The sequence below is a fragment of the Sutcliffiella halmapala genome, assembly GCF_050107295.1.
Lineage (GTDB): Bacteria > Bacillota > Bacilli > Bacillales > Bacillaceae_I > Sutcliffiella_A > Sutcliffiella_A halmapala_A.
Genome location: NZ_JBNIKR010000005.1, coordinates 1 through 26,084 on the forward strand (window position 1 = coordinate 1; position 26,084 = coordinate 26,084).

25 protein-coding genes are annotated in these 26,084 nt (G+C 45.6%); 20 read left to right on the plus strand and 5 right to left on the minus strand.

Annotated features, from left to right (window positions below):
• The first annotated feature begins 267 nt into the window (after positions 1 to 267).
• The 3 genes from ACQCT5_RS09315 (at position 268) to ACQCT5_RS09325 (ending at position 1,772) form a co-directional block, all read left to right on the plus strand.
• Positions 268 to 642: a hypothetical protein gene (locus ACQCT5_RS09315; RefSeq protein ID WP_499641202.1), complete on the plus strand. Its 375-nt coding sequence runs from the start codon at positions 268 to 270 to the stop codon at positions 640 to 642.
• A gap of 84 nt (positions 643 to 726) precedes the next feature.
• Positions 727 to 948, plus strand: coding sequence for a hypothetical protein (locus tag ACQCT5_RS09320; protein WP_499641204.1), 222 nt, complete (start codon positions 727 to 729; stop codon positions 946 to 948).
• Between the two features lie 548 nt (positions 949 to 1,496).
• Positions 1,497 to 1,772: a hypothetical protein gene (locus tag ACQCT5_RS09325; protein ID WP_499641206.1), complete on the plus strand. Its 276-nt coding sequence runs from the start codon at positions 1,497 to 1,499 to the stop codon at positions 1,770 to 1,772.
• Between the two features lie 139 nt (positions 1,773 to 1,911).
• Here the strand turns inward: ACQCT5_RS09325 and ACQCT5_RS09330 are convergent, their stop codons facing one another.
• On the minus strand, positions 1,912 to 3,585 hold the full coding sequence (locus ACQCT5_RS09330) for a ribonuclease J (RefSeq protein ID WP_499641208.1): 1,674 nt from the start codon (positions 3,583 to 3,585) through the stop codon (positions 1,912 to 1,914).
• Positions 3,586 to 4,298: 713 nt separating this feature from the next.
• The gene (locus ACQCT5_RS09335; RefSeq protein WP_499641210.1) at positions 4,299 to 5,156 is read right to left on the minus strand and encodes a MurR/RpiR family transcriptional regulator; all 858 of its coding nucleotides are present in this window, start codon (positions 5,154 to 5,156) and stop codon (positions 4,299 to 4,301) included.
• A 213-nt stretch (positions 5,157 to 5,369) separates the two neighbouring features.
• On the opposite strand from ACQCT5_RS09335, the gene gnd reads away from it, so the two are divergent.
• From gnd to gntK, 3 genes are all read left to right on the plus strand, one after another.
• Positions 5,370 to 6,266 (plus strand): phosphogluconate dehydrogenase (NAD(+)-dependent, decarboxylating), encoded by an 897-nt coding sequence (gnd, locus tag ACQCT5_RS09340; protein WP_499641211.1) that lies wholly within the window; start codon positions 5,370 to 5,372, stop codon positions 6,264 to 6,266.
• An 18-nt stretch (positions 6,267 to 6,284) separates the two neighbouring features.
• Entirely contained in the window at positions 6,285 to 7,628 is a 1,344-nt protein-coding gene (locus ACQCT5_RS09345; protein ID WP_499641213.1) for a GntT/GntP/DsdX family permease, read from the plus strand.
• A 131-nt stretch (positions 7,629 to 7,759) separates the two neighbouring features.
• Entirely contained in the window at positions 7,760 to 9,277 is a 1,518-nt protein-coding gene (gene gntK / locus ACQCT5_RS09350; protein ID WP_499641805.1) for a gluconokinase, read from the plus strand.
• A gap of 320 nt (positions 9,278 to 9,597) precedes the next feature.
• Here gntK and brfA read toward each other — a convergent pair whose 3' ends face one another.
• Complete coding sequence (gene brfA / locus ACQCT5_RS09355; RefSeq protein ID WP_499641215.1) at positions 9,598 to 9,816, minus strand: ribosome rescue factor BrfA; 219 nt, start codon at positions 9,814 to 9,816, stop codon at positions 9,598 to 9,600.
• Positions 9,817 to 9,966: 150 nt separating this feature from the next.
• Between brfA and ACQCT5_RS09360 the strand changes: the two genes are divergently transcribed.
• The 3 genes from ACQCT5_RS09360 (at position 9,967) to ACQCT5_RS09370 (ending at position 12,570) form a co-directional block, all read left to right on the plus strand.
• Positions 9,967 to 11,544 carry a peptide chain release factor 3 gene (locus ACQCT5_RS09360; RefSeq protein WP_499641217.1) on the plus strand — a complete coding sequence of 526 codons (1,578 nt, stop codon included), beginning with the start codon at positions 9,967 to 9,969 and terminating at the stop codon, positions 11,542 to 11,544.
• Positions 11,545 to 11,688: 144 nt separating this feature from the next.
• Positions 11,689 to 12,120, plus strand: a complete 432-nt coding sequence (locus ACQCT5_RS09365) for a hypothetical protein (protein ID WP_499641219.1) — start codon at positions 11,689 to 11,691, stop codon at positions 12,118 to 12,120.
• A gap of 231 nt (positions 12,121 to 12,351) precedes the next feature.
• Positions 12,352 to 12,570, plus strand: a complete 219-nt coding sequence (locus ACQCT5_RS09370; protein WP_499641807.1) for a DUF2198 family protein — start codon at positions 12,352 to 12,354, stop codon at positions 12,568 to 12,570.
• Between the two features lie 22 nt (positions 12,571 to 12,592).
• Here the strand turns inward: ACQCT5_RS09370 and ACQCT5_RS09375 are convergent, their stop codons facing one another.
• Positions 12,593 to 13,090: a hypothetical protein gene (locus tag ACQCT5_RS09375; RefSeq protein WP_499641221.1), complete on the minus strand. Its 498-nt coding sequence runs from the start codon at positions 13,088 to 13,090 to the stop codon at positions 12,593 to 12,595.
• Between the two features lie 381 nt (positions 13,091 to 13,471).
• Here ACQCT5_RS09375 and uvrB point away from each other — a divergent pair, with 381 nt between their 5' ends.
• Entirely contained in the window at positions 13,472 to 15,448 is a 1,977-nt protein-coding gene (gene uvrB / locus ACQCT5_RS09380; protein WP_499641223.1) for an excinuclease ABC subunit UvrB, read from the plus strand.
• 7 nt (positions 15,449 to 15,455) lie between these two features.
• Positions 15,456 to 18,332: an excinuclease ABC subunit UvrA gene (gene uvrA / locus ACQCT5_RS09385; protein ID WP_499641225.1), complete on the plus strand. Its 2,877-nt coding sequence runs from the start codon at positions 15,456 to 15,458 to the stop codon at positions 18,330 to 18,332.
• 108 nt (positions 18,333 to 18,440) lie between these two features.
• Here uvrA and ACQCT5_RS09390 read toward each other — a convergent pair whose 3' ends face one another.
• Entirely contained in the window at positions 18,441 to 18,851 is a 411-nt protein-coding gene (locus tag ACQCT5_RS09390; RefSeq protein ID WP_499641227.1) for a hypothetical protein, read from the minus strand.
• Between the two features lie 791 nt (positions 18,852 to 19,642).
• On the opposite strand from ACQCT5_RS09390, the gene ACQCT5_RS09395 reads away from it, so the two are divergent.
• The 9 genes from ACQCT5_RS09395 (at position 19,643) to ACQCT5_RS09435 (ending at position 25,865) form a co-directional block, all read left to right on the plus strand.
• Positions 19,643 to 19,945, plus strand: coding sequence for a magnetosome magnetite crystal formation protein family (locus tag ACQCT5_RS09395; RefSeq protein ID WP_499641229.1), 303 nt, complete (start codon positions 19,643 to 19,645; stop codon positions 19,943 to 19,945).
• 65 nt (positions 19,946 to 20,010) lie between these two features.
• Positions 20,011 to 21,213, plus strand: a complete 1,203-nt coding sequence (locus ACQCT5_RS09400) for a DUF4097 family beta strand repeat-containing protein (protein ID WP_499641231.1) — start codon at positions 20,011 to 20,013, stop codon at positions 21,211 to 21,213.
• Between the two features lies 1 nt (position 21,214).
• Positions 21,215 to 21,418 carry a PspC domain-containing protein gene (locus ACQCT5_RS09405; RefSeq protein WP_499641233.1) on the plus strand — a complete coding sequence of 68 codons (204 nt, stop codon included), beginning with the start codon at positions 21,215 to 21,217 and terminating at the stop codon, positions 21,416 to 21,418.
• Positions 21,415 to 21,777: a phage holin family protein gene (locus tag ACQCT5_RS09410; RefSeq protein ID WP_204412540.1), complete on the plus strand. Its 363-nt coding sequence runs from the start codon at positions 21,415 to 21,417 to the stop codon at positions 21,775 to 21,777. The genes ACQCT5_RS09405 and ACQCT5_RS09410 overlap by 4 nt, the downstream gene beginning before the upstream one ends.
• 156 nt (positions 21,778 to 21,933) lie before the next feature.
• The gene (gene hprK / locus ACQCT5_RS09415; protein ID WP_499641235.1) at positions 21,934 to 22,869 is read left to right on the plus strand and encodes an HPr(Ser) kinase/phosphatase; all 936 of its coding nucleotides are present in this window, start codon (positions 21,934 to 21,936) and stop codon (positions 22,867 to 22,869) included.
• Positions 22,870 to 22,889: 20 nt separating this feature from the next.
• The gene (gene lgt, locus ACQCT5_RS09420; RefSeq protein ID WP_499641237.1) at positions 22,890 to 23,714 is read left to right on the plus strand and encodes a prolipoprotein diacylglyceryl transferase; all 825 of its coding nucleotides are present in this window, start codon (positions 22,890 to 22,892) and stop codon (positions 23,712 to 23,714) included.
• A gap of 88 nt (positions 23,715 to 23,802) precedes the next feature.
• On the plus strand, positions 23,803 to 24,720 hold the full coding sequence (locus ACQCT5_RS09425; protein ID WP_499641809.1) for a nucleoside recognition domain-containing protein: 918 nt from the start codon (positions 23,803 to 23,805) through the stop codon (positions 24,718 to 24,720).
• Positions 24,710 to 25,360, plus strand: a complete 651-nt coding sequence (gene ppaX, locus ACQCT5_RS09430) for a pyrophosphatase PpaX (RefSeq protein ID WP_499641239.1) — start codon at positions 24,710 to 24,712, stop codon at positions 25,358 to 25,360. Before ACQCT5_RS09425 ends, ppaX begins: the two co-directional genes overlap by 11 nt.
• Entirely contained in the window at positions 25,353 to 25,865 is a 513-nt protein-coding gene (locus ACQCT5_RS09435) for an acyltransferase (RefSeq protein ID WP_499641241.1), read from the plus strand. The genes ppaX and ACQCT5_RS09435 overlap by 8 nt, the downstream gene beginning before the upstream one ends.
• The last annotated feature ends 219 nt before the right edge of the window (positions 25,866 to 26,084 follow it).

Consider the following 26,084-nt stretch of genomic DNA (forward strand, 5'->3'; position numbering starts at 1 on the left):
GAAGAAAACGAAGATTATCAAATAGTAGAAGATGAAATTAAAAAAATAAAAAAACTTTAAGTAAACTATTGTCTTCTTGTGCTAACTGGGTGCTTTAGTGAAAGAAGAATTAATTGATTTTAAGATTAGATCATGATTTAGTATTCCATTATAGGGCGCTTATCTGGAACAAGGTAAGCTTCTTTTTTGTGAAATTATATATTGAGTTAATGATTGAAATTTGAAATAATTGGTATTAAGCAATAGGGCAGAATCGAGGAATAAAGATTGGGAATTAAATTAAAGGGGTGGAGTACGACGAAAAAAGCTTTTAGTTTTTTAATTATTATTGTTTTATTGATGCTAACGTCTTGTGGCAGAGGACCTTTCACATCGACTACTTCGATGTTGAATGTTATTGAAAAAGGGCATTCAAGCGACTACAAAGAATATTGGATTAAAGCATATGACCCGAACAACCAAGCTAAGGATGAAGCATTTAAGATAGTGATTCAAGAAGAGATGGTTTGGCACTTAATTGAGAAGAATAAAGAGTATTTTTCTTCGTACTCAAAAGCAGGAGATAAACCTTGGGTTTTAGATCAAATTGAGCATACAGAAATTGAAAAAGAATTAATAATTATAAGCGCGATTGCTCAATAAGAGGAGTCGCTTCTTGTACTAATGGGACAAGATAATGCAATAAGAGAGCTGAAAAATTAGTGGAAAAATGAGAGGTGAATTTCTTTGTCAGACGGACGTAAAGAAATACTTACTTTAAATATAAACCAAGGTGGAGATGAAGAAGGTGTGCTTATATTAAGCCTTTTTGATAACAAAGAGGTAGGCATTGCTGTTTCTGAATTAAACAATGGGGATGCAGAAATATGGTTAGATTTAGATAATGCTAAAAAAGTTGTTAAAGCACTGAATAACGGAATTAAGCAAATTGAAGAAAAAAAAGACTAAGTATGATTTTAAGCTAACGGTTGCTTTAGTTCAACAAGCTAAAGACAGCTATTATAATTATTATCTTGATCTTCCACAATCGGGAGCTTTTCTGTAACAAGTGACTTAACGTTTTATAAGTATTTTGAGAATCTATATAGTTAGCCTATGATTTTAGATATAAATATTTCTTCCGGAAGTTTTTGAATAAAAGTGAAACATTAGATTATTTTTTCATATTACTCCAGGTAATTATGAAAAATAGGTTGGTTATATCATTGAAATACCAATATCTTATTCCGGAAAATTATGAAGATTTACATTAAATAGAATGAATCCAATTAATGAGAAGCCAATTACTTTCGCTTCTTTTTTATACTTAAAATTTCAGTGGTGGAGTTGATAGGTTTAAAACTTATGTCTCTCATGCTGAAAATTTTTGTTCCAATCACATCTTTAGTTATATTAAACCTATCTGAGCAAGTGAAACCACTTCTCTATAAAAAGGCATATAAAATTTTTCTTGTGGGGAACAATAAGCTTAGTTTTTAAAAGAAAGGAGAATGAAGATGAGTAAAAAATGGCTTATTATGTTAACAGGAATATTCTTCACTGCTATGTTAGCTGGATGTAACGTGAATGATGACCAGAATCCTCCCCCTCCTGAAGTGGAACAAAACGGAGAGCATGAACAACAACCGGAACCGAATCCAGCACCTGAAGAAGAGCAGGATCCAGATCCAGGAGAAACTCCTACCGAAGAGCTTGAAGAGGACCTGGAAGAACCGATCGAGGATCCAGACGGTGATGGAGTAGACGAAAATGATGTAAATCCAGAAAGTTAGTATATGTTAATCGTAATTGATATAAACTAAAAGTATAAGAGCCAATTCCTTAAAGATTAGGAATTGGCTTTCTTTCAATTGCTTCATAAAAAATAATGGATGACTCGAGGCAGCTACTTTGTGGGTAGCTGCCTCCTTTTTAAATTTCGATAATAATCGGCAAGATCATCGGCTTCCTTCTCGTCTGGGAGAAGATATGCTGCCCGACTGATTTTTTAATACTCTGTTTCATTACGGTCCACTTCCTCACATTTTCCTCCTGAAGTTCGGTGACCGTCTTCGTGACCAGCTTATTCACTTGTCTCATGAGCTGATCCCCATTCTGGTCAAAAGAAAAACCTCTTGTGATGGTATCTGGCCCGGAGAGGATGCGGCGGTCGTATTTGCTCAAGGTAATGACGATAACGAGCATTCCTTCTTCAGACAATACCTTCCGATCACGTAGCATGACCGATCCCATATCGCCTTGTCCCATGCCATCCACGAATATGTCACCAGAAGGGATAGACCGGGTTTGACGGGCAATGGAATTCTCCACATCCACGACATCACCGTTTTTGATAATGAAAATATTTTCTCTTTCCACTCCTACCGACTGTGCCAATAATCCATGGTGATGAAGCATCCTGTACTCCCCATGAATTGGAATGAAATAGGTAGGCTTCATAAGGGTGAGCATAAATTTCAGATCTTCCTGATAGCCGTGCCCGGATACATGCATTCCGGTGGAGCTGCCAGAGCCATATATGACATCGACACCTAGTTTGTACAGGTTGTCAATTATCTTAGAGACATCACGTTCATTACCGGGAATAGGGGATGCAGCGAAAACAACCATGTCATCCGGATAAAGGCTGACATCGCGAAAATTTCCAGTAGACAATCTTGCCAGGGCAGCATTCGGTTCTCCTTGACTTCCTGTACAAAGGATGGCGACCTTTTCAGGCGGCATCTGCTCCACTTCTCTCCCTTCTATGAGCATCCAATCCGGTATGTCCAAGTATCCCCGTTCCATTGCCACTTGAACGACATTCACCATGCTCCGCCCAAGCAGTGCTAGTCTGCGGTTTGTCTTTTTAGCAGCATCGACCACCTGCTGCAACCTGCTGACATTGGAGGCGAAGGTCGATACAACCACTTTTCCCTGCGCTCTCAAGAACGCTTCTTCCATATGGGATGACACCATTTTTTCGGAAGGGGATAACCCTTTACGCTCCGCATTCGTGCTTTCGGAAATAAGCAAAAGCACTCCTTCCTTGCCAATCTCCGCCATCCGATGAAGGTCGGGCCGTTCATTATTGGCTGGTGTCAGATCGAATTTGAAATCTCCGGTATGTACAACGGTTCCCTCCGGCGTTTTGAAGACTATGCCAAGGCAGTCGGGAATACTATGACTGACCTTGAAAAAAGAGACCTCAATGCTGCCGAGTTGCAGTGTCGTCTCTGAATCGATAGTAGTCAGCGTCGTGTCCCTCAACAGCTTATGGTCTTCCAGCTTCAGTTCAATCAGCCCCAACGTGAAGTGGGTCGCATAGATGGGAATATCGAGCTTTTTCATGATGTAAGGAATGCCACCTGTATGATCCTCATGTCCATGAGTGATAATCAATCCTCTGATTTTATCCCTGTTTTCTTCCAGGTATGTAATGTCAGGGATGATCAGGTCAATGCCAAGCAAAGACTCGTCAGGAAATTTGCCCCCGCAATCGATGACGATGATGTCGTCCTTGTATTGAACGACATACATGTTCTTGCCGATTTCATTAATGCCTCCAAGTGCAAAAATGGAAAGAGCAGTTTCTTTTGTGCTCATTTTAGGTCCTCCTAAAGTTCATTTTGAGTTGATATTAGTATGTGTTGGTTGGGATGGAATTATTTAGGTTAGTGGTATTTTGCCCTCGAGGTTGTATTGATTGTGAGAAGTTGAATTGCCATGGCGTTGGTTAGGCGGTGTTAGATAAGGAGTTAGTGGCACTAGGCGAGTGAAAATATGGATAAGACCACGATAGGTGTGAAATGGAGAGAATGGTGGTTTCAAAAGCTATGAATGAGACCACGATAAGCGGGAAAAGGAGGAATGGTGGTATCAAAAGCCATGAATGAGACCACGATAAGCGGGAAAAGGAGGAATAGTGGTATCAAAGGCCATGAATGAGACCATGATAAGCGGGAAAAGGAGGAATGGTGGTTTCAAAAGCCATGAATGAGACCACGATAAGCGGGAAAAGGAGGAATGGTGGTATCAAAGGCCATGAATGAGACCACGATAAGCGGGAAAAGGAGGAATGGTGGTATCAAAGGCCATGAATGAGACCACGATAAGCGGGAAAAGGAGGAATGGTGGTTTCAAAAGCCATGAATGAGACCACGATAAGCGGGAAAAGGAGGAATGGTGGTATCAAAAGCATCGATTGATTCAAGCAAACGTTTCAACGAGTCTCTTACTCCCACAACAAAACCCACGCATCAGAGCAAAACCTCCTAAAAGGCACTCCAAAACGCGGGTTTCACAATCAACAAACTCAATTAAACTCTCTTAACCGAAATCGCCTTCCGTACCTTCTGCAGCGCTTCTTTCCCTTGCTCCTTCTTCGCCATCAACACATTCACATAAATCGCATCAATCATCGCGAGCTGGGCAATCCTCGATGCCAGTGCCTCGGAACGATAGTCGGTTTCTTCAGATACAGTGTAGAGCGGTATATCCACCTTTTGGCTCAAAGGAGATTTTGCAAAGTTGGTGATGCCGATGGTTTTGACGCCGTTATCTTGCACAACCTCCAAAACATGCATCATGTCTTTCGATGCACCGGTGTGGGAGATGATGATCGCCACATCCTCTGAGGTCAGCTGGCTTGCAGACATGAGCTGCATATGGGTGTCGGCTTGGACGCTGACGGAAATGCCGGTCCGGATGAATTTGTGGTAGGCATCCATTGCGATGACATTGGAGCCACCGCTTCCGAACAGCTCCACTTTCCGGGCACCGAGGATGGCTTGTACCGCCTGTTTGAAGGACGGTTCATCGAGCACCTTTAACGTGTCCTCGAGTGTTTTTATATTGGAGCGGAAAACTTTTTCCGCAACGGTTTTTTCGTTATCATGCTCCATGATGTTTTCGTGGATATCCTGGATCGGTTCCACGATTTCCGTAGCAAGCGCAATTTTCATGGCCTGATAGCCCTTGAAGCCGATTCGCTGGCAGAAACGGAACACGGTCGAATCGGCAACACCGAGATCATCGGCAACCTGATTGATGGTGCTATGGACGATTTTTTTGGGGTTATTGAGGATATAATCCGCGATGACTTGCTCCTTTCCCCTGAATTTCGGGTAGTGGGAACGAATGCGCATCATGCAGTATTGCTTCTCTTGAGTGTTCATGGTGCGACCTCCAGAATTAGTAGTATTACTATCTATCTTAATATGATTCATAGAAAAATAAAATATTTTTTTGATAACGCTTGCAAAATAGGGAATTTTTTTTCATAATAGGAACATAACAAAAAATATTTTTCCTCAAAAGAATATTGAGATAGAATATTTTTCCGCAACCGCATAAAACACAGCAACAACATGAAGGGAGTCTAGCAAATTATGAAACTTGCAATGATAGGTTTAGGCAAAATGGGATATAACCTGACTCTTAACCTGATAGATAACAAACATGAGGTGGTTGCTTTTGACGTTGAGCGTGAAAACGTTGCCAAAAGCGAACAGTATGGTGCAATACCTGCATATTCAATTGAAGAGGCAATCGGAAAGCTGGAATCTCCAAAGGTAATCTGGATGATGGTACCGGCTGGGGAAATCACAGAAAGTGTACTAAGCCAGATTAGTAGATTTGTAGCGGAAGGCGACATCATCATTGATGGTGGAAACTCCAACTACAAGGATACGCTGAAGCGTGCGGCAGCACTTGCTGAAAAAGGCATCCACTATTTAGATGTCGGCACAAGCGGCGGAATGGATGGCGCACGTAACGGAGCCTGCACGATGGTCGGCGGGAACGAAGCGGCATTTCGCCATGTGGAAGAGATTTTCAAAGATATTTGCGTGGAAAATGGATACCTGTATGCCGGCAAATCCGGAAGCGGGCATTTTTTGAAAATGGTACATAACGGAGTGGAGTACGGCATGATGCAGTCCATTGCAGAAGGCTTTGACATTCTCGATAAAAGTGATTTCGAATTTGATTATGAAAAGGTTGCAAGGGTATGGAATAATGGCTCGGTTGTCCGCTCGTGGTTGATGGAACTGACGGAGAACGCGTTCAGCAAGGATGCAAACCTGGAAGCGATCAAAGGTGTGATGCACTCCTCGGGTGAAGGTAAATGGACAGTGGAGACTGCGTTGGATTTACAGGCGGCAGCCCCAGTAATCACCATGGCACTGATGATGCGCTACCGATCACTTGAGACCGATACGTTTTCCGGAAAAGTTGTAGCAGCACTGCGAAATGAATTCGGCGGTCATGCCGTTGAAAAAAACTAATATTAGGAGGAAACTAACATGTCAGGTTCTATGTTGATATTGATCGCAGCAGCAGCGATATTTTTGCTATTATTCTTGGTAATCCGTACAAAGCTGCATGCGTTCGTTGCACTTTTACTTGTGAGTTTACTGGTTGGTATTGCAGCAGGCATGCCGCTTAATGAAGTTATCGCATCCGTTCAGAACGGGATGGGAGGCACCCTCGGGTTCGTAGCAGTCGTGGTCGGACTTGGTGCCATGTTCGGTAAAATGCTGGAGGTTTCCGGCGGAGCAGAACGTCTTGCCCAGACATTGATGAAAAAGTTTGGCGAAGAAAAGTCCCAATGGGCGCTGGGTATTACAGGTTTCCTAGTAGCAATCCCGGTATTCTTTGATGTTGGTTTCATCATTTTGGTTCCGATCGTTTATGGATTGGCCAGAAAAACAGGGAAATCATTATTGCACTATGGTATTCCATTGCTTGCAGGTTTAGCGGTAACGCACAGCTTCATTCCGCCAACACCTGGACCAATCGCAGTTGCAGACTTGATTGGTGCCGATCTTGGCTGGGTCATCCTGTTCGGGGTAATCGCTGGTATTCCGGCTATGATCCTTGCGGGTCCTGTATTCGGTAAGTATATTGGTAAAAAGATTCAAGTGGCAGTTCCGAAATATATGGAAATGGAAGAAAAAGAGTACGACAAAGAACTACCTGGTTTTGGATTGATCGCTAGCATCATTTTAGTTCCTTTAGTACTGATTTTAGTGAATACGCTTTCTACAGTTGTTTATGAAGAAGGCCACATCGTAAGGGAAATTACTACTTTTGTTGGTCATCCATTCGTGGCATTGACTATTGCAACACTATTAACATTCTTCTTCTTAGGCACAAAACGTGGCTACAGCAAGCAGGAAATTCAAGACATTGCAACAAAAGCGTTGGAGCCTGCCGGTATCATCATTCTTGTAACTGGTGCAGGTGGAGTATTCAAGCAAGTACTGATAGACTCAGGTGTTGGTGATGTACTAGGTGATATGATGGCTGGGTCTGCATTGCCGCCAATCGTGCTGGCGTTCTTGATTGCAGCAGCAGTTCGTGTTGCCCAAGGTTCTGCCACAGTATCGATGGTAACAGCAGCCGGTCTTATCACACCGCTTATCGGCATCCTTGGTCTGGAAGGACCGGTACTTGGACTGATCGTTATCTCGATCGCATCCGGTGCGACCGTACTTTCCCACGTAAACGACTCCGGCTTCTGGCTCGTGAACAGATACTTCGGACTCGACGTAAAAGACACACTTAAATCATGGACCGTCATGGAAACAATTATCGGTCTAGTCGGTTTTGTGGTAGTATTTGTTATTGGAATATTTATCGGATAGGGAATGGTCCCACGTCCAACTATGAACGGACAAAAGCGCTGATTAGGCGCTTTTTCCGTTGTCCCATGGCTAAAACATCATTCTAAGACCAGTAAGACCGGCATAAGGAGGAAATCAACTTGGCTAAATACATGTTAGGTGTCGATATAGGAACGACGAGTACGAAGGCGGTGCTTTTTACGAAGAAGGGGCAGGTCCGCAGTCAGTTTGCTGTGGAATATCCTTTATACACGCCGGAGCTTGGAGCGGCGGAGCAGGATCCGGATGAGATTTTGCAGGCGGTCTTGACTTCGATCAGGGAAGCGGTCCGCCTCGGGAACATCTCAAAAAACGAGCTTTCCCATGTCAGCTTCAGTGCCGCGATGCACAGCGTGATTGCGATTGATGAAGCTGGTACTCCATTGACGAAAAGCATCACCTGGGCCGATCAGCGCAGCGAAAAATGGGCAAAGAAACTGAAGGAGGAGTGGAACGGTCACGAGATTTATCTGCGTACGGGAACACCAATTCATCCGATGTCCCCGTTGGCGAAGCTGGTCTGGCTCCGTAACGACCATCCAGAGGTTTTCGAAAAAGCGGCGAAATTCATTTCCATTAAGGAATATGTCTTCCATAAATTATTCGGCGAGTATGTCGTGGATCATTCCATCGCTTCTGCCACAGGACTGTTCAATCTGAAAAACCTCACCTGGGATGAAGGGGCATTAACAATTGCGGGAGTATCACCTGAGCAGCTTTCCCGAATCGTCCCAACGACAGAAGTGTTAAGAGGGATGAAGTCGGAAGTGGCTGCTGTGCTGGGAATCTCCGCTGATGTTCCATTTGTGGTTGGAGCCAATGATGGGGTACTTTCCAACCTGGGAGTAAATGCGGTTCAGCCTGGCGTGGTCGCGTTGACAATCGGAACAAGCGGTGCAATTCGTACGGTAACGGACCGTCCTGTGACAGATCCAAAGGGAAGAACGTTCTGCTATGCACTTACGGAAAAGCATTGGGTAATCGGAGGACCTGTCAATAACGGCGGCATGATCATGCGCTGGCTTCGCGATGAGCTTTGCGGGGAAGAGACGGAGGAAGCAGGCCTTGCAGGAATGGATCCTTACGATGTGATCACCTCCCGGATTGCCAGCATCAAGCCTGGTTCGGAAGGGGTCATTTTCCATCCTTATCTGACTGGCGAACGTGCGCCGATATGGAACGGAAATGCACGTGGATCTTTCTTCGGCCTCGGCATCCACCATAAAAAAGAGCATATGATGCGTGCGGTTCTCGAGGGAATCAACCTGAATCTCTATACGGTCCTTTTGGCACTCGAGGAGATCATCGGCATTCCGGATAAAATCCATGCAACAGGCGGGTTCGCTCGATCCGAAGTGTGGTGCCAGATGCTATCCAACATCTTCAACCAGCAGGTCAGCATTCCGGAAAGCGTTGAAAGCTCATGTCTTGGAGCGGCGGTGCTCGGACTGTATGCTTTAGGTGAGATTGATAGCTTTGATGTGATGGCGGAGATGGTCGGATCGACTAACAGCTACAGCCCGGAAGCGGAAGCGGTGGAAACATATAAAGAACTGACACCAATCTTTATCCGCTTGAGCCGACTGTTCCAACAGGAATATGATGAGATTGTGAAGTTTCAACAGCGATAAGGTTTACGTGCCGGAGAGTCATAGTGCTCTCTGGCTTCTTTTATGAAAATTTTAATGATTGTCCAATAGAACTGGAAAAAGGTTCTATAGAAAGAAAAAGTTCAATAGAACCCCAAAAAATCCGATAGACCCAAAATCCCAGTGAGAGACTACAAAAATAAAACAGGTATCCACTTTTGATGGAAGATCTGTCGCCAATCAATTAACAAAAAGGTTATGTTAAGCATAGTGTTGAACTAGCTGTTGATTGGAGCAATAGGCGAAGACTCCAGCACCGCCTCGCGGAAAGCGAAGCCTAGTGCGGAAATCAACAGCGGTGTTTAACGGAGCGAACAAAATAAAAGAACGACAATCTCTCTATCCATACCGTAGCGAGATTGTCGTTCTTTTTTATAGATCTTATTCAGTTTTTCTTTCTTCGTCTTCGTCATTTTTGTGGTCAGATTTGCCAGTGCATAGGCTCCCCGGCCGTTCTCCGGATTTCTTTTTCCTTCTCGTGCAAGCTTTTCTCGCAGCTTTTTCGCTTTGCTCTTTGCCATTTCGTTCACTCCTAACATATATTTACAATGAGTATACAGGATAAACCTTGTATTGGAAATAGGTTTTCGTCCTTTTGCTATGTTTTATTAGCCTGTGTTTCTGCTATAATATCACTATTGTGTAATTTTTGAGAGGTAGGTACGGAAACTGTGAAAAATGAACTTTTAAATAAAGAGATAGACCGTAGAAGAACGTTTGCGATTATTTCGCATCCTGATGCCGGGAAAACAACGTTAACGGAGAAGCTTTTATTATTTGGGAACGTCATCCGTTCAGCGGGTACGGTAAAAGGGAAGAAATCAGGCAAGTTCGCGACGTCGGATTGGATGGAAATCGAGAAAAAACGTGGAATTTCCGTTACGTCCAGTGTCATGAGCTTTGAGTACATGGACCGTCATATCAACATTCTCGATACCCCGGGACATGAAGATTTCAGTGAAGATACGTATCGTACGTTGACGGCTGTCGACAGCGCGGTGATGATCATCGACTGTACAAAAGGGGTGGAGCCTCAGACGATCAAGCTTTTCAAGGTTTGTCGTATGCGCGGGATTCCTATTTTCACATTCATCAACAAGCTGGACCGTGAAGGAAAAGAGCCGCTTGCCCTATTGGAGGAAATTGAAGAGGTTCTTGGGATCGAGTCCTATGCGATGAACTGGCCTGTAGGAATGGGGAAACGCTTCTTGGGCGTTTATGACCGCTACAATGAAGTGTTCATCCGCTACCAAGGGAAGGACGAGGAAGATCGCATTCCTTTTAAAGAGTTGGATGGGGTAGAAGAAATCTCTACACACCCAACGTTCGTTCAAGCAAAAGAGGATTTCGATCTTTTAGAGGAAGCCGGTAACGACTTTTCGATTGAAAAAGTGAAGAACGGATTGCAGACTCCTGTATTCTTCGGAAGTGCGATCTCCAACTTCGGCGTGGAAATGTTCTTCCGTACGTTCCTTGATCTTGCGAGTGAGCCGCAGCCCCGTCAGACCTCCGAGGAAAAAATTGAACCGCAGGCGCCTGGATTCTCCGGCTTTATTTTCAAAATACAAGCCAACATGAATCCGGCTCATCGCGACCGTCTGGCATTCCTGCGAATCTGCTCCGGTGTGTTCGAGCGCGGAATGACGGTATCGGTAGCGCGTACCGGTAAAACGATCAAGCTGTCGCAGTCGCAGCAGTTCCTGGCCTCTGACCGTGAAACGGTGGACCATGCTTACCCTGGTGACATCATCGGAATCTATGATCCTGGTGTGTACCAGATCGGTGACTCGTTATTTGATGGCAACCAAAAGGTCGAATTCGACGAAATCCCTACGTTTGCTCCCGAGCTTTTTGTAAAAGTGGAGGCGAAAAACGTCATGAAAGGGAAGCAGTTCGGAAAAGGCATCACGCAGCTTGTGCAGGAAGGTGCAATCCAGCTGTTCCGTCAATATGGTACAGAAGCATATATTCTTGGTGCGGTTGGTCAGCTTCAGTTGGACGTATTCGAATATCGCATGAAGGGCGAGTATAATGTTGAGGTCGTCTATAACATGATCGGCTCCAAAATTCCTCGCTGGCTGGAAACTCAGGAAGTGGATACGAACCTATTTGATTCCCGCAACATCCTGGTGAAGGACAGAAACGACCAGTATGTTGCACTGTTTGACAGTGACTTCTCCCTGCGCTGGTTCCAGGAAAAGAATCCGAAAATCGGCCTGATTGATATCATGGCGAATGAAAATGAATAGATAATTTGAGGTCCATGCTGAGAAATGCATGGGCCTTTTATACTAAAAACCACCTTTCAACCTACAATTGTCGAAATGTGTCTAAATTCAATGTGCTCTTTTGCCGATAAAAATAAAAAACATATCGGATATGGGGGCATTAAGGTGGGGAATGAGACAACTCTGGATGAATTGGCAGAATGGGAAGGATTGTACCGGATCAGGAATTATGTGGTGGGAAGCATGACCATATTGAAAGTGGCGGGGAAGGAAGTTACAACCGGCAGTACCCAAATCTATCTGGATGAATTGAATGGGGAAAAGTTCCGTTTTGTCACCAAGGTTCTGCTGCCGGAGAATAAGGAAATTGTACTCGGGCTGCGCTTTACAATTTCTGAGAAGGTTCTGGATTTTAAGGCTTATATTAAAGGTGTCAGAATCAATGAAAAGAAAAAACGGTATACCTATCTTGTAGGCCTGGTCATGCAGGATGACAAAGAAATCATGAACGTTCTCTCTTTTGTAAATAAGATTCAGTTGGCAAACAAACAGAAGAAATTAAGGAATGCCACGCGTACGGCGATAGATGTGGAATAGAAGATTAGTGGGGACTGGGTGGACTTTTGGATTTGTGTTTATGGGTCGGGCCACTTGAAAAGAGAATCGCTAAATCATTTCCCGGAATCGCTAGAAGTCTTAAAAAATCGCTAGAACTCCTCGCTCCCTGATGCAAACCAGTGAAACCTGTAGCTTCCCCCTACTCAAAACTGCTATAATGTCTAGTAGAGAATAGTGTCTGACAGGAAAGAGGTTTTGAGTTTGTTATTGGTGAAGGTTTTGTTGGCAGTATTTCTGCCTGCGCTGCTTGTGGTGCTGTTTACCCGGGTCACATATAGCTTGTATGTGGGGACGGGACTGACGATAGCGCTTTTCATAGGTTCCATGATAAAGGGGTATACCGAAGAATGGTATATCATTTTAATAGATGTGATTTCGATTGGAATTGGCTTCATCTACGCGAGACAAATGGTGAAGAAATTCCGGTGAATGCAAATAAAGGAGACGGACTTTATTCAGAGTCCGCCTCCTTTTTTGCGTTTTCAGCCGCTTGGCGGTATGCCTCCACGGCAGAACGTTCTTCCTCTGTCGTTTTCTCCAATCGTGCCGGACGGACCACCCACAATGGGTCCTTGCCATAGGTTTCCCCATAGCCTGTCAGCACACCGGTGAAGGTCACGAGATCCCCCACTTTTATAGACTGCGACGGTGCTTCCGAAACAGTCACTAATATGGCAGGAAGAAGCGGCTCCTGAAGCTCGAATGTCCGGTCATTTTCCACCCGAATGACCGAAGCGGTCCAGCGAATGGACTTGTCTTTGTTCCTATCAATAAAATCGTGCACATACTCACCACCAATTTCGCTGTAGGTGAGTTCTTGCTCCGGATTCTCAAGGGCTTTTTCATCTATGTATGATAATTGTAGCGGTTCGGTGGGGAAATTGTTCGTACTGCAGCCTGCCATCCACAAAGAACCACATAAAATAATGATAAAAAGACTATTTTTCATCCTAATCTCCCTTAAACAGGTTTCACAATTCCTCTACAGGATAACAATAATAGAATAAGAGGCTAATATCAACAAGGATGGAGTCATGAATAAAAATAATCGAATGTCAGTTCGTATTTTTGTTGTTTTGGGTATGCTTTGTGGTAGAATATTGGTAGAAGTCAGTTGTAGGTTGTTTCGCATTGATTGTTGTTTTTCGTATTAGTCTCTCCCCCGTAAATAGTGTATCCTCGTGCTCTTTTCCTAAGAGATGATACGATGGAGGTTAGCAAACTTTACGTGAAAGTAAGTAAAAAATCCAAGTGCCGATTTTTTACTGGAGGCACATAATAACAATGTATATGAAAAGAGCCTATAGGAACGGAAATGGAGGCTGTGTAGATGGATCAGTTTGAATTAGTGTCAGGATATAAGCCGGAAGGGGACCAGCCCGAGGCCATTCGTCAGATAGTGGAAGGGCTGAATGCCGGAAAGAAGCATCAGACCCTGCTTGGGGCAACTGGAACAGGAAAAACCTTCACAGTGTCCAATGTCATAAAAGAAGTGAACAAGCCAACGTTGATCATTGCCCATAACAAAACGTTAGCTGGGCAGCTATATAGTGAGTTCAAGGAATTTTTCCCGAACAATGCAGTAGAGTATTTTGTCAGCTACTATGACTACTACCAGCCGGAGGCCTATGTGCCATCCACAGATACATTCATCGAAAAGGATGCGAGCATCAACGATGAAATCGATAAACTGCGCCACTCGGCCACAGCGTCCCTTTTTGAACGGCAGGACGTCATCATAATCGCCAGTGTATCGTGCATCTACGGGTTAGGGTCGCCGGAAGAGTACCGCGACCTTGTTGTTTCATTAAGAACAGGCATGGAAAAGGAACGCAACGCCCTGCTTCGCGATCTTGTCGACATTCAATATGCCCGCAACGATATTGATTTTAAGCGCGGAACGTTCCGTGTGCGTGGCGATGTGGTGGAGATTTTCCCGGCCTCCCGCGATGAACATTGTATCCGCGTGGAGTTCTTTGGGGATGAAATCGACCGCATCCGTGAAGTGGATGCACTCACAGGAGAAATACTTGGAGACCGTAATCATGTCTCCATTTTCCCAGCATCCCACTTCGTAACCCGTGAAGAAAAAATGAAAAAAGCGATCGTGAATATACAGGCGGAACTGGAAGAGCGACTGGTGGAGCTCCGGGAAAATAACAAACTCCTGGAAGCGCAGCGACTTGAGCAGCGCACGCGTTATGACCTGGAAATGATGGCGGAGATGGGCTTTTGCTCCGGCATCGAGAACTACTCCAGGCATTTGACGTTAAGACCGGCCGGCTCGACCCCATACACCTTGATCGACTTCTTTCCGAAGGATTTTCTGCTTGTCGTGGATGAGTCGCATGTTACGATTCCACAGATCAGGGGAATGTTCAATGGGGACCAGGCGAGAAAGCAGGTGCTTGTAGATCATGGCTTCCGTCTGCCGTCCGCAAAGGATAACCGCCCATTAAGATTTGAAGAGTTTGAAGAAAAAACAAGTCAAATCGTCTATGTTTCCGCTACACCGGGACCTTATGAAATAGAGCATACACCGGAAATGATCCAGCAGATCATACGACCGACAGGCCTATTGGATCCTACGATAGAGGTCCGTCCAATCAAAGGTCAGATTGACGACCTGATCGGGGAGATCCACAAACGGGTCGAAGTGGATGAAAGAGTACTTGTTACCACCTTAACGAAGAAAATGTCCGAGGATCTGACAGCATATCTTAAAGAACTTGGCATAAAAGTTGCATACCTTCATTCTGAAATAAAAACCTTGGAGCGGATCGAAATCATCCGTGAGCTTCGTCTTGGAAAATATGATGTACTGGTGGGAATCAACCTCTTAAGGGAAGGTCTCGACATTCCGGAGGTTTCCCTTGTCACCATTCTGGATGCAGACAAAGAGGGCTTCCTCCGTTCGGAGCGTTCCCTGATCCAGACAATCGGACGCGCTGCGCGTAACTCCAACGGACAGGTTATCATGTACGCCGATAAAGTAACGAAAAGCATGGAGATCGCGTTAAGTGAAACGAAGCGCCGCCGTGAAATACAGGAAGCGTACAATCTCGAACATGGCATTACCCCGACCACGATCCAGAAGAAGGTTCGCGATGTTATCAAAGCCACTTTTGCGGCTGAGGATCAAGGGGAATATGATACAAAAGCAATACTACGACCAAAAAACAAAAAAGAGCGAGCAAAGCTCATAGAAGGTATGGAGCAGGAGATGAAGGACGCCGCAAAAGCACTCGATTTCGAACGGGCTGCCGAGCTTCGTGATCTCATCTTAGAGCTAAAAGCGGAAGGATGACGGAAGAATGGCAATGGATAAGATAGTAGTGAAAGGGGCCAGAGCCCATAACTTAAAAAATATCGATGTGACGATCCCGCGGGATAAGCTTGTCGTTTTGACGGGTCTATCAGGTTCAGGGAAATCGTCCCTTGCGTTTGATACGATTTATGCAGAAGGCCAGCGGAGATATGTGGAATCCCTGTCAGCGTATGCACGCCAGTTTTTGGGACAGATGGATAAGCCTGATGTCGATGCAATTGAAGGCCTCTCGCCTGCCATCTCCATCGACCAGAAGACGACAAGCCGCAATCCTCGTTCGACTGTGGGTACGGTTACGGAGATCTATGACTATCTGCGTCTGCTTTTTGCACGGGTGGGGCGTCCAACTTGTCCGAAGCATGGAATTGAAATCTCCTCCCAGACCATCGAGCAGATGGTGGACCGCATCCTGGAATACCCGGAACGGACGAAGCTGCAAATCCTGGCGCCTGTTGTGCAAGGGCGCAAAGGGACACATGTAAAGACGCTCGAAGACATCAAGAAACAGGGATATGTCCGTATACGTGTTAATGGGGAAATGGTCGAGGTAACGGATGAAATAGAATTGGAAAAGAATAAAAAGCATTCCATTGAAGTGGTCATCGACCGCATTGTCGTAAAAGAAGGTGTTGCGACGCGTCTTTCCGATTCATTGGAAACGGCATTGCGCCTAGGTGACGGCAAGGTCATTGTCGATGTGATGGGAGAAGAGGAACTGCTGTTCAGCGAGCATCATGCCTGCCCGCAATGCGGTTTCTCAATCGGGGAACTTGAGCCGAGAATGTTCTCCTTCAACAGTCCGTATGGTGCCTGCCAGAAGTGTGATGGTCTTGGTACGAAACTCGAAGTCGATGTGGATCTGGTCCTGCCGAATAAACGACTCAGTTTGAAAGAGCATGCCCTTGCGCCTTGGGAGCCTACCAGCTCTCAATATTACCCGCAAATGCTGCAGGCGGTCTGCAATCATTATGGCATTGATATGGATGTGCCGGTAAGTGAAATACCGGATCACCTGCTCGACAAGATTCTTTATGGCAGTGGAAAAGATGAGGTCTATTTCCGCTATGAAAACGATTTTGGTCAGGTTCGAGAAAGCTATATCCGTTTTGAAGGGGTCATTCCGAATGTGGAACGCCGCTACAAGGAAACGAGCTCCGATTACATCCGCGAGCAGATGGAAAAATACATGGCGCAGCAGCCTTGCCCTGGTTGTAAAGGGTTCCGTCTGAAAATAGAGAGCTTGTCCGTTCTAATTAACAAACTCCACATCGGAAATGTAACCAACTTTTCCATCGTGGAGGCTATTGAATTCTTTGAAAATATGGATCTCACCGAGAAGGAAAAGAAAATCGCCAACATGATTCTTCGTGAAATCTGTGAGCGGTTAGGCTTCCTGAACAATGTAGGCTTGGATTACCTGTCACTCAGCCGTGCTGCTGGGACATTGTCTGGCGGGGAAGCACAACGCATCCGTCTCGCTACCCAGATCGGGTCGAGGCTTACAGGTGTTCTCTATATCCTCGATGAGCCTTCCATCGGACTGCATCAACGAGACAACGACCGCCTCATCCAGACGCTGAAAAATATGCGCGATATCGGAAATACCTTGATAGTGGTGGAGCATGACGAGGACACGATGATCGCGGCTGACTATCTGATTGATATTGGTCCTGGAGCTGGTGTACATGGAGGGAATATCGTCTCTGCCGGTACACCGGAAGAGGTAATGAACGATCCTCATTCATTGACAGGAAAATATCTGTCCGGGAAGAAGTTCATTCCGCTGCCTACTGAAAGGATAGTGGTCAAGGATCGCTTTCTCGAAATAGTCGGTGCGAATGAAAACAACCTGAGCAATGTTTCGGTAAAAATTCCGCTTGGCTGCTTTGTTGCCGTAACAGGGGTTTCAGGATCCGGAAAAAGTACGCTGATCAATGATATTCTCCACAAGTCATTGGCACAGCGATTGCATAATGCGAAAACAAAGCCTGGCGAGCATAAGGAAATCAAAGGTGTGGAACATCTCGACAAGGTGATCGATATCGACCAGTCGCCAATCGGGCGTACACCGAGATCCAATCCTGCAACCTATACAGGCGTATTCGATGATATTCGTGATGTGTTTGCCTCCACGAATGAGGCGAAGGTGCGCGGCTATAAAAAGGGGCGCTTCAGCTTTAATGTAAAAGGCGGGCGCTGTGAGGCGTGCCGTGGAGATGGAATCATCAAAATCGAGATGCATTTCCTCCCGGATGTCTATGTACCTTGTGAAGTGTGCCATGGAAAGCGTTACAACCGTGAAACATTGGAGGTCCAGTACAAAGGAAAGAACATTGCCGATATCCTGGAGATGACGGTGGAAGATGCAGTCAGCTTCTTTGAGAACATCCCGAAAATCAAGCGCAAGCTTCAGACTGTCTTTGATGTGGGCTTAGGCTATATCACCCTGGGCCAGCCTGCAACGACCCTTTCCGGGGGAGAGGCGCAACGTGTGAAGCTGGCTTCCGAACTGCACCGCAGATCTACCGGCCGTTCCCTCTATATCCTGGATGAGCCTACCACAGGCCTTCATGTGGATGATATTGCGAGACTGCTTAAGGTTCTTCAGCGATTGGTTGAAAACGGGGATACGGTTCTTGTCATCGAGCATAACCTGGACGTCATCAAAGCTGTCGACTACATGATCGACCTTGGACCGGAGGGTGGCGACAAAGGTGGTACCATTATTGCAACCGGTACACCGGAGGAACTCATCGAAGTGGAAGCTTCCTACACAGGCCAATATTTGAGGCCGGTGCTTCTCCGAGATCGTGACCGCATGGATCAGAAGGTGCGTGAAGTCGAAACGGTAAGCAAAGGTTAAGATCTATAATATAACAAAAGGGCTGGAGCCTTGATGGATAATCCGTCAAAGCTTCCAGCCCTTTTTTCTATTTTACTATTATACGTAGATTAGTCAGGTTGTTGATGACTATTCCTTTGCTTGTTCCTCTTCCACTTTTTTCTCGATGATGTCCTTCAGGAAGCGGACATCCATTTCGTACGTTTTATCCTTGAAACGTACTTCGCCAGTATTTTCGTTGAGTTTCCCTTTAAGATGAAAAGAGGCGCTCTGAACGATATATTCCTTGGTGTCTTCATCATAGGTGAAATCCGCTTTGTCGATTTCGTTGGTCACGACAGGTCGGATTGTATTTTCCACGTAATTGGTGGATGACTCTGTGAAGTCAGGGCCGATAATACCGAAGTACACTAATCCTACTAATACTAGTCCTATGATTACCAGCTTTGAAATTATGCTTTTTAGGAAAGGGATTACTACAAATAAAACAACCAGTACAATTATAATCGTCAATAAATGCTCCATTACAAAATCAAACATACTCGTCACTCCTTCTATCCTACTTACTACCCACTATACCCAACTATTATTCTACATTATACCATGCCATAAGTTAGAGCCCAAAAGGAGCGAACTAATAATTAGAAATTGCGGCCCCATTGAACACCGATGTTGATTTCCGCACTAGGCTGCGCTTTCCGCGGGGCGGTGCTGGAGCCTCCTCGGGCTTCGCCCTGTGGGGTCTCCAGCCTCCCGCTGCCTCCCGCAGGAGTCTTCGCCTATTGCTCCAATCAACAGCTGGAATTACGTAATAACTAACATAGGACTTTAACAAATTAGATTCATATAAGCCTCTAGACGTAGTAGATGGGGAGCAAGAATACTGCTGGGGTCTGACCCCTAATGAAGGGATTTATGCGACAATGATGATAGGAAGTAATTATAAGGATAAAGAATAAGTGATAGACTGCTTTGTTGCTATTAATACAGGAAGACTTATTCTATTACTTTCCCCCTATTGGTTGGAGCGCAAGGGGTGAGACTCCTGCGGGAGCAGCGTGTCAAGGGAGACCCCGCAGGCGCTTTAAGCGCCGAGGAGGCTCCCGAGGCCGCCCGCGGAAAGCGAACCCCTGAAGCGGAAACCAATAGGGGTGTTTAACAAGTGTACGAAATAACCTCCGTTTTCAAGCAACAATCTATACAAATTTTCAGTATCAAAAGAGCTTTACAGAAAGTGTGAAACTTTTAGGGTAGGGTATGCGTATTAGTAGGTAGTGGGATCCTGGCGGGTTGTTGATGCCGGGGCTGGAAAGGGAAGGGAGGTGGCCGTCTTGGGAAAGAATAATAAGGTTTTGTCGGCGCTATGTTACTTCAGTTTGTTTTTTGCACCGTTTTTGCTGCCGCTTGTGGTGTATTTTATAGCGGATGAACAAGAGGTGAAGGGGCATGCGATGGCATCACTGCTCTCACATCTGCTGCCTCTGATTGTCGTTCCCCTTTTCGCATTCGGTTTTGTAATGGACCAGGCAGCAGTATTATGGTTCATAGTACTGGTTATCATTGGTGCTGTTTTAGTAATAGGTACTACAGTTTGGAATATTGTTAAAGGAATTCAACTTTTAAAAGAATCATAAAAGGTGACTGATTGCCCAACTAATACAAAGAATTCTGGATGGATATACTAAAGGAGGAAGAGAGAATGGAAGAGCGTAAGCGTATTTTGAAGCTGGTGGAAGAAGGGAAGCTGACGGCGGAAGAAGCAATCATTCTATTGGAGAGTCTGGAAAAGAACAGCCAGGAAAAAGAATTGAAAAATGACGAGATTGTCACTGAGTGGACAAAAAATGCCAAAGCCTCGCAAGAAGCGGAGAATGATATTTTTGCAGCATTATCATCCAAGATTTTTTCTAAGACTGGGTACGGTTCAAGTTCACAAGAGGGTGAAAAGCAGAAAACGAAGAAGGACTATTCCTCCTACAGCAAGCAGGCTTCCTCTTTTAAAAATAACATCCTGGATTTTGTAGGAAGCGCCTTGCAGAAAATCAAGGATCTTGACCTGGATTTCAACTTTGGTCCGTCTACTTCCATCCAGCACGTTTTCCAACAGTCCGATGTTTATCTGCAGGACATTGATATCGATGTGGCGAATGGAAACGTGAAGCTAGTACCTTGGAAAGAAAAGGACGTAAAGATCGAATGTGAGGCGAAGGTCTACGAAGTGGAGACACAGGATGAGGCTCGCAAGGCATTTTTATCGGAAGTGCTGTTTTCAATCGAATCAGGAAAGCTTCGTTTTTCCGTTCAGAAGAAGCAGTTGAAAGTGGACGCGACGGTGTACATCCCGGAGGCTGAGTATCATAACCTGCATGTGCGCATGTTTAATGGCCGAATCGAAGGGGAAGGTCTACATGTAACGACGATGAAGCTGAAATCAGCCAATGGTTCGATCATGATTGACCGCGCAACAAGCTCCGACATGGAAGTGGAAACGGCAAACGGGCATATTAAGCTGATTGATTGCAACAGCAGGGAACTGGAAGCTGAAACAATCAATGGAAAAGTCTTTGTTAAAGGAGACATTGAGAAGCTGGATATCCAGAGTTTTAACGGAAACGTAACCGGTGAACTGACTGGGGATTCCGTCCGCTCCGTGATGGCGAAAACAAAGACCGGCAGCATCGACTTATACCTGCCGACCACTAACAGTATAGAGGCGGAATTGAAGACCAATCTTGGCGGCTTTACTTGTGAAATGCCGGGAATGGATGTAGTGGAAGAGAAAAATGAAGTAGTGCAGAAAGCCATGCACTTTAAAGTAAAGAAAGAAGATGCAGCGCTCACGCATATTTTAGCGGAGACAACGACTGGATCTATCACCATAAAACCGTACGAGGTGAAATAATTTGAAAAAACTTATTCGTTCCAAATATGACAGAAAACTAGCAGGTGTACTTGGCGGACTTGCCAACTACATGGGAATGGATGCGACACTTTTACGTGTAATCTTCGTCATTGCCCTATTCCCGACAGGCTTTGTTCCATTGCTTATCACCTACTTTGTGCTCGTATTCCTGATGCCGAATGATGAAGGTGAAATGCGCTCATGAAATGGGCCGCAAGCATATTAGTTAATGCGCTTGTTCTTATCGTCGTATCTGGCTACTTCGATTCCTTCTACTTGAGCGGGGTCGGAGCGGCCATCATCGCGAGTTTGATTCTTGCAGTACTGAATACGATCGTAAGGCCGATACTGGTGCTTCTTACTTTGCCGGTTACCATTTTGTCGCTCGGTCTGTTCCTGTTTGTGATCAACGCCATCACCCTCATGCTGACCGCTACCCTGATGGGAGATGCGTTCAATATTGACGGCTTCGGCACAGCAATTTTAGCCGCGATTGTCATCTCGTTATTGAATCTATTGATACAGAAAGCAATTGTCGAACCTTTGCAAGATAAAAAGAAATAGGTAATCAATCCCCGGAATCCACACTTCCGGGATTTTTTATTTTCCCCCGATAAGTTTCTGCGCTTAATAATAAAGTTAAAAAGTGCTAAAATGGGAACAGGTTGTTTTTTGTATATGGGAAATAAGGGTTTTTACATAGTTAAGGAGGTTTTGGCCTTGCCAAAAGTTCGGACGAAGGATCTAATGGAAAAGTTTAATTTTGAATTGATTGCCGGTGAGGAAGGGATCAACCGTCCCATCGCGACAAGTGATATTTCCAGGCCGGGTATTGAGATAGCGGGTTATTTCACTTATTATCCTGCTGAAAGAATTCAGCTATTGGGAAAAACGGAGCTTTCTTTTCTTGATCAGCTGACACCTGCAGAGAAAAAGGACCGGATGGATCAGCTCTGCACGGATATCACGCCTGGTATCATTATCTCTCGTGATATGGAAGTGCCGCAGGAATTGGTGGAGGCGGCAGAAAGGGAAAGTGTCCCTTTGATGCGTTCCCCTTTGAAAACGACGCGTCTTTCCTCCCACTTGACGAATTATCTGGAAGGAAAGCTTGCCCCGACAACTGCGGTGCATGGTGTGCTTGTCGACATTTATGGTCTCGGCGTACTGATTACCGGGAAGAGTGGCGTCGGTAAAAGTGAGACCGCGCTCGAGCTTGTAAAAAGAGGCCATCGCCTTGTTGCCGATGATTGCGTGGAAATCCGCCAGGAGGATACGGATACGCTCATCGGGAATTCCCCGGAGCTGATCGAGCATCTGCTGGAGATCCGCGGGCTGGGTATCATCAATGTGATGACCCTGTTCGGAGCCGGGGCTGTACGAAGCTATAAACGCATTACGCTTGTTATCAATCTTGAGCTTTGGGATAAGAACAAGCAATATGACCGTCTTGGCCTGGAAGAGGAAAAGATGAAGATCATTGATGCTGAAGTGACTAAATTGACGGTGCCGGTTCGTCCAGGACGAAACTTGGCAGTCATCATCGAGGTTGCGGCGATGAACTTCCGCTTGAAGCGGATGGGCATGAATGCGGCTGAACAGTTCTCGAATCGTTTATCCGGTGTCATCGATGAAGGGGAACATGAGGATATTTAAACTATGGGAGTGTGGAAGAAATGCTAATAGGTAACATTCAGCCGTTGGATCCGATAATGATCAGCTGGCCCATCACCATCTACTGGTATGGGGCAATTATTGGAACCGGCGCATTACTGGGCCTTTGGATTGCCATGCGCGAATCTGAACGCCGTGGATTAAATAAAGATGTTTTTGTTGATTTAGTGCTCTTTGCGATACCGATTGCGATTATCTGTGCAAGGCTTTATTATGTCATCTTTCAATGGGACCATTATGGAGACAACCCGGGTGAAATCATTAAAATCTGGGAAGGTGGCCTTGCCATCCACGGGGGCTTGATCGGGGCCATTGCGACCGGTGTTGTTTTTGCAAAAGTACGTGGAATCTCATTCTGGAAGCTTGCCGACATCGGAGCTCCAAGCATCATCCTTGGCCAGGCAATCGGCCGTTGGGGAAATTTCATGAACCAGGAAGCCCACGGAGGAGAAGTAACACGCGGATTCCTCGAAGGTCTTCATCTGCCGCAATTCATCATCGATCAGATGTATATCAACGGAACCTATTACCATCCTACGTTCCTCTATGAATCAATCTGGAATTTCGTCGGCTTTGGATTACTGCTGCTTCTGCGCCGGGTGAATCTGCGCCGCGGAGAGCTGTTCTTGAGCTACGTGATCTGGTATTCCATCGGACGCTACTTTGTGGAAGGAATGCGTACCGACAGTTTAATGCTGACGGAAGCACTGCGTATTGCACAGGTCATTTCCATCGCACTAGTATTGCTCGCGATCGGCCTGATTGTGGTGCGCCGTATGACTGGGCTTGCCAATAAGAAATATTTAGATACAGATACCGCTTCATAAAAAAAGATAAACGGCCCCCGAATATGGTACGGCTTGTGTTGACAAAGGGGAGGGGAGCGCCTTGCTAGAGACGTTCAAAAGAGGTCTCATGGTCGGTCTGAAGACGACCTGGACCTTAGGTAAAGTGATTTTTCCGGTTACATTGATTGTGGGGATTTTGCAGCATACCCCGATTTTGCAATTTATCATAAATGCGATTGCGCCATTGATGGGGATATTCGGACTGTCCGGGGAAGCGGCCATTCCCCTTGTCATTGGGAATTTTCTAAATTTATATGCCGGGATCGGTGCCATCCTGACATTGGACCTTACTGTAAAAGAAGTGTTCATACTGGCGATTATGCTGTCCTTTTCCCATAATCTCTTGGTGGAATCGACGGTAGCGGCGAAAGTGGGCTTGAAGATCTGGGTGATTCTCATCGTCCGCCTCGGCTTGGCGATATTCTCCGGAATCATCATCAACCTTGCATGGAACGGAGGGCAGGAGCTGGCGAAATACGGACTGGTTTCGAAGTCCGAGGAGGCTGTCTCGGGATTCTTTCCGATCATCCTTGATGCGGTGCAACGCGGCTTGATGGGGATCGTGCAGCTTGCCATCATCGTCATCCCATTGATGATACTTGTCCAATATATGAAGGAATTGGGCTGGCTCGCCGTCTTTTCGAAATGGATGGCGCCTTTTATGAAAATGCTTGGCATGAAGGAAAATACCGCTACGACGATGGTTGCGGGATTGACGATTGGTCTTGCCTATGGTGCAGGTGTGATGATTCAGGCCGTAAAAGAGGATAATGTAAGCAAAAAGGACCTTACCTTGGCTTTCATTTTCCTTGTTGCCTGCCATGCTGTTGTGGAGGATACGCTGATCTTCATTCCGCTTGGCATTCCTGTCTGGCCATTGCTCGTGATCCGCCTTGTTACGGCTATACTATTAACGATTGCCGTAGCATTTATCTGGAAGAGAATCGAAGTTTCAAAAAGAAAGGAAGCAACTTATGAGCATTAACACCTTACTGTTTGATTTGGATGGAACATTGATTGATACAAATGACTTGATCATTGAGTCCTTTTTACACACCTTGAACCACTACTATCCAGACCAATACCAGCGTGAAGATATCCTCACGTTCCTTGGGCCGCCTCTTTATGACACGTTCGTCAAAATGGATGAAGCACGAGTGGAGGAAATGATCACCCACTATCGCGACTTCAATTTGAGCAAGCATGATGAATTGGTGAAGGAGTTCGAAGGTGTCTATGACACAGTGAAGCTGCTTCATGAAAAAGGGCTGAAACTCGGCATCGTCACAACAAAAATGCGAGGGACTGTCGTAATGGGATTAAAATTGACGGGACTCGATGCTTTCTTTGATGTAGTGGTCTGCCTGGATGATGTAACGAATGCCAAGCCAGACCCGGAGCCGATCCATCTTGCCCTGCAACAGCTTGGATCCACTCCTGAAGAGGCGATCATGGTTGGAGACAACTACCACGATATCCTTGCAGGAAAGAATGCGGGAACGAAAACGGCTGCCGTAAGCTGGACCATCAAAGGCGTGGAGTACCTACAGCAATTTGAGCCGGATTATGTACTCACACACATGGAAGACATTCTTCCGCTCGTTGGAGTGACCAAGGGTGAGTAGAAGAACGACCCGGTATCCGGTGGAAGGTGCTAATTCTCTTTGGCATGTGTACAAAACGGTTCCTTTTTTAAAGGTCGTGAAAAATTTCGCCGTCATTCAGCTTGCGAGATATTCCCCATTTCTAGGAATGAAAAATTGGCTGTATGGCACTTTTCTCGGAATGAAGGTTGGCGATCAGACTTCCTTTGCCCTGATGGTGATGCTTGATGTGATGTTCCCGGAGAAAATAAGCGTGGGACGTAATACGGTGATTGGATACAATACGACGATTCTCGCCCACGAATACCTCGTAAAGGAATATCGCCTTGGAGATGTCGAGATCGGCAGCGAGGTCATGATCGGTGCTAATACCACCATCTTACCTGGTGTCACGATAGGAGACGGAGCCATCGTTTCCGCCGGTACCCTCGTACATAAGGATATTGAGCCAGGCGTCTTCGTCGGCGGCAACCCGATGCGCGTCATCTATACGAAGGAAGAGATGGCAGAGCGGTTGAAAATGTAATGTTAGTTTTAAAGCAGTCTACTCAATATATTGGGTGGGCTGTTTTTTTTGTGATGAAGGACCAAATTGGACTGCACCACGACCATTCACGCTCAAGGATAGAGTGCCTTTTTTTAGTCATAATAGGGTATAGGAGCGGTAACAGCTTATATCCACCTCAGAGAATTCCTACATACCTAACTCGCCACTTAAAACTTGACCATCAATCATCAATTTGTT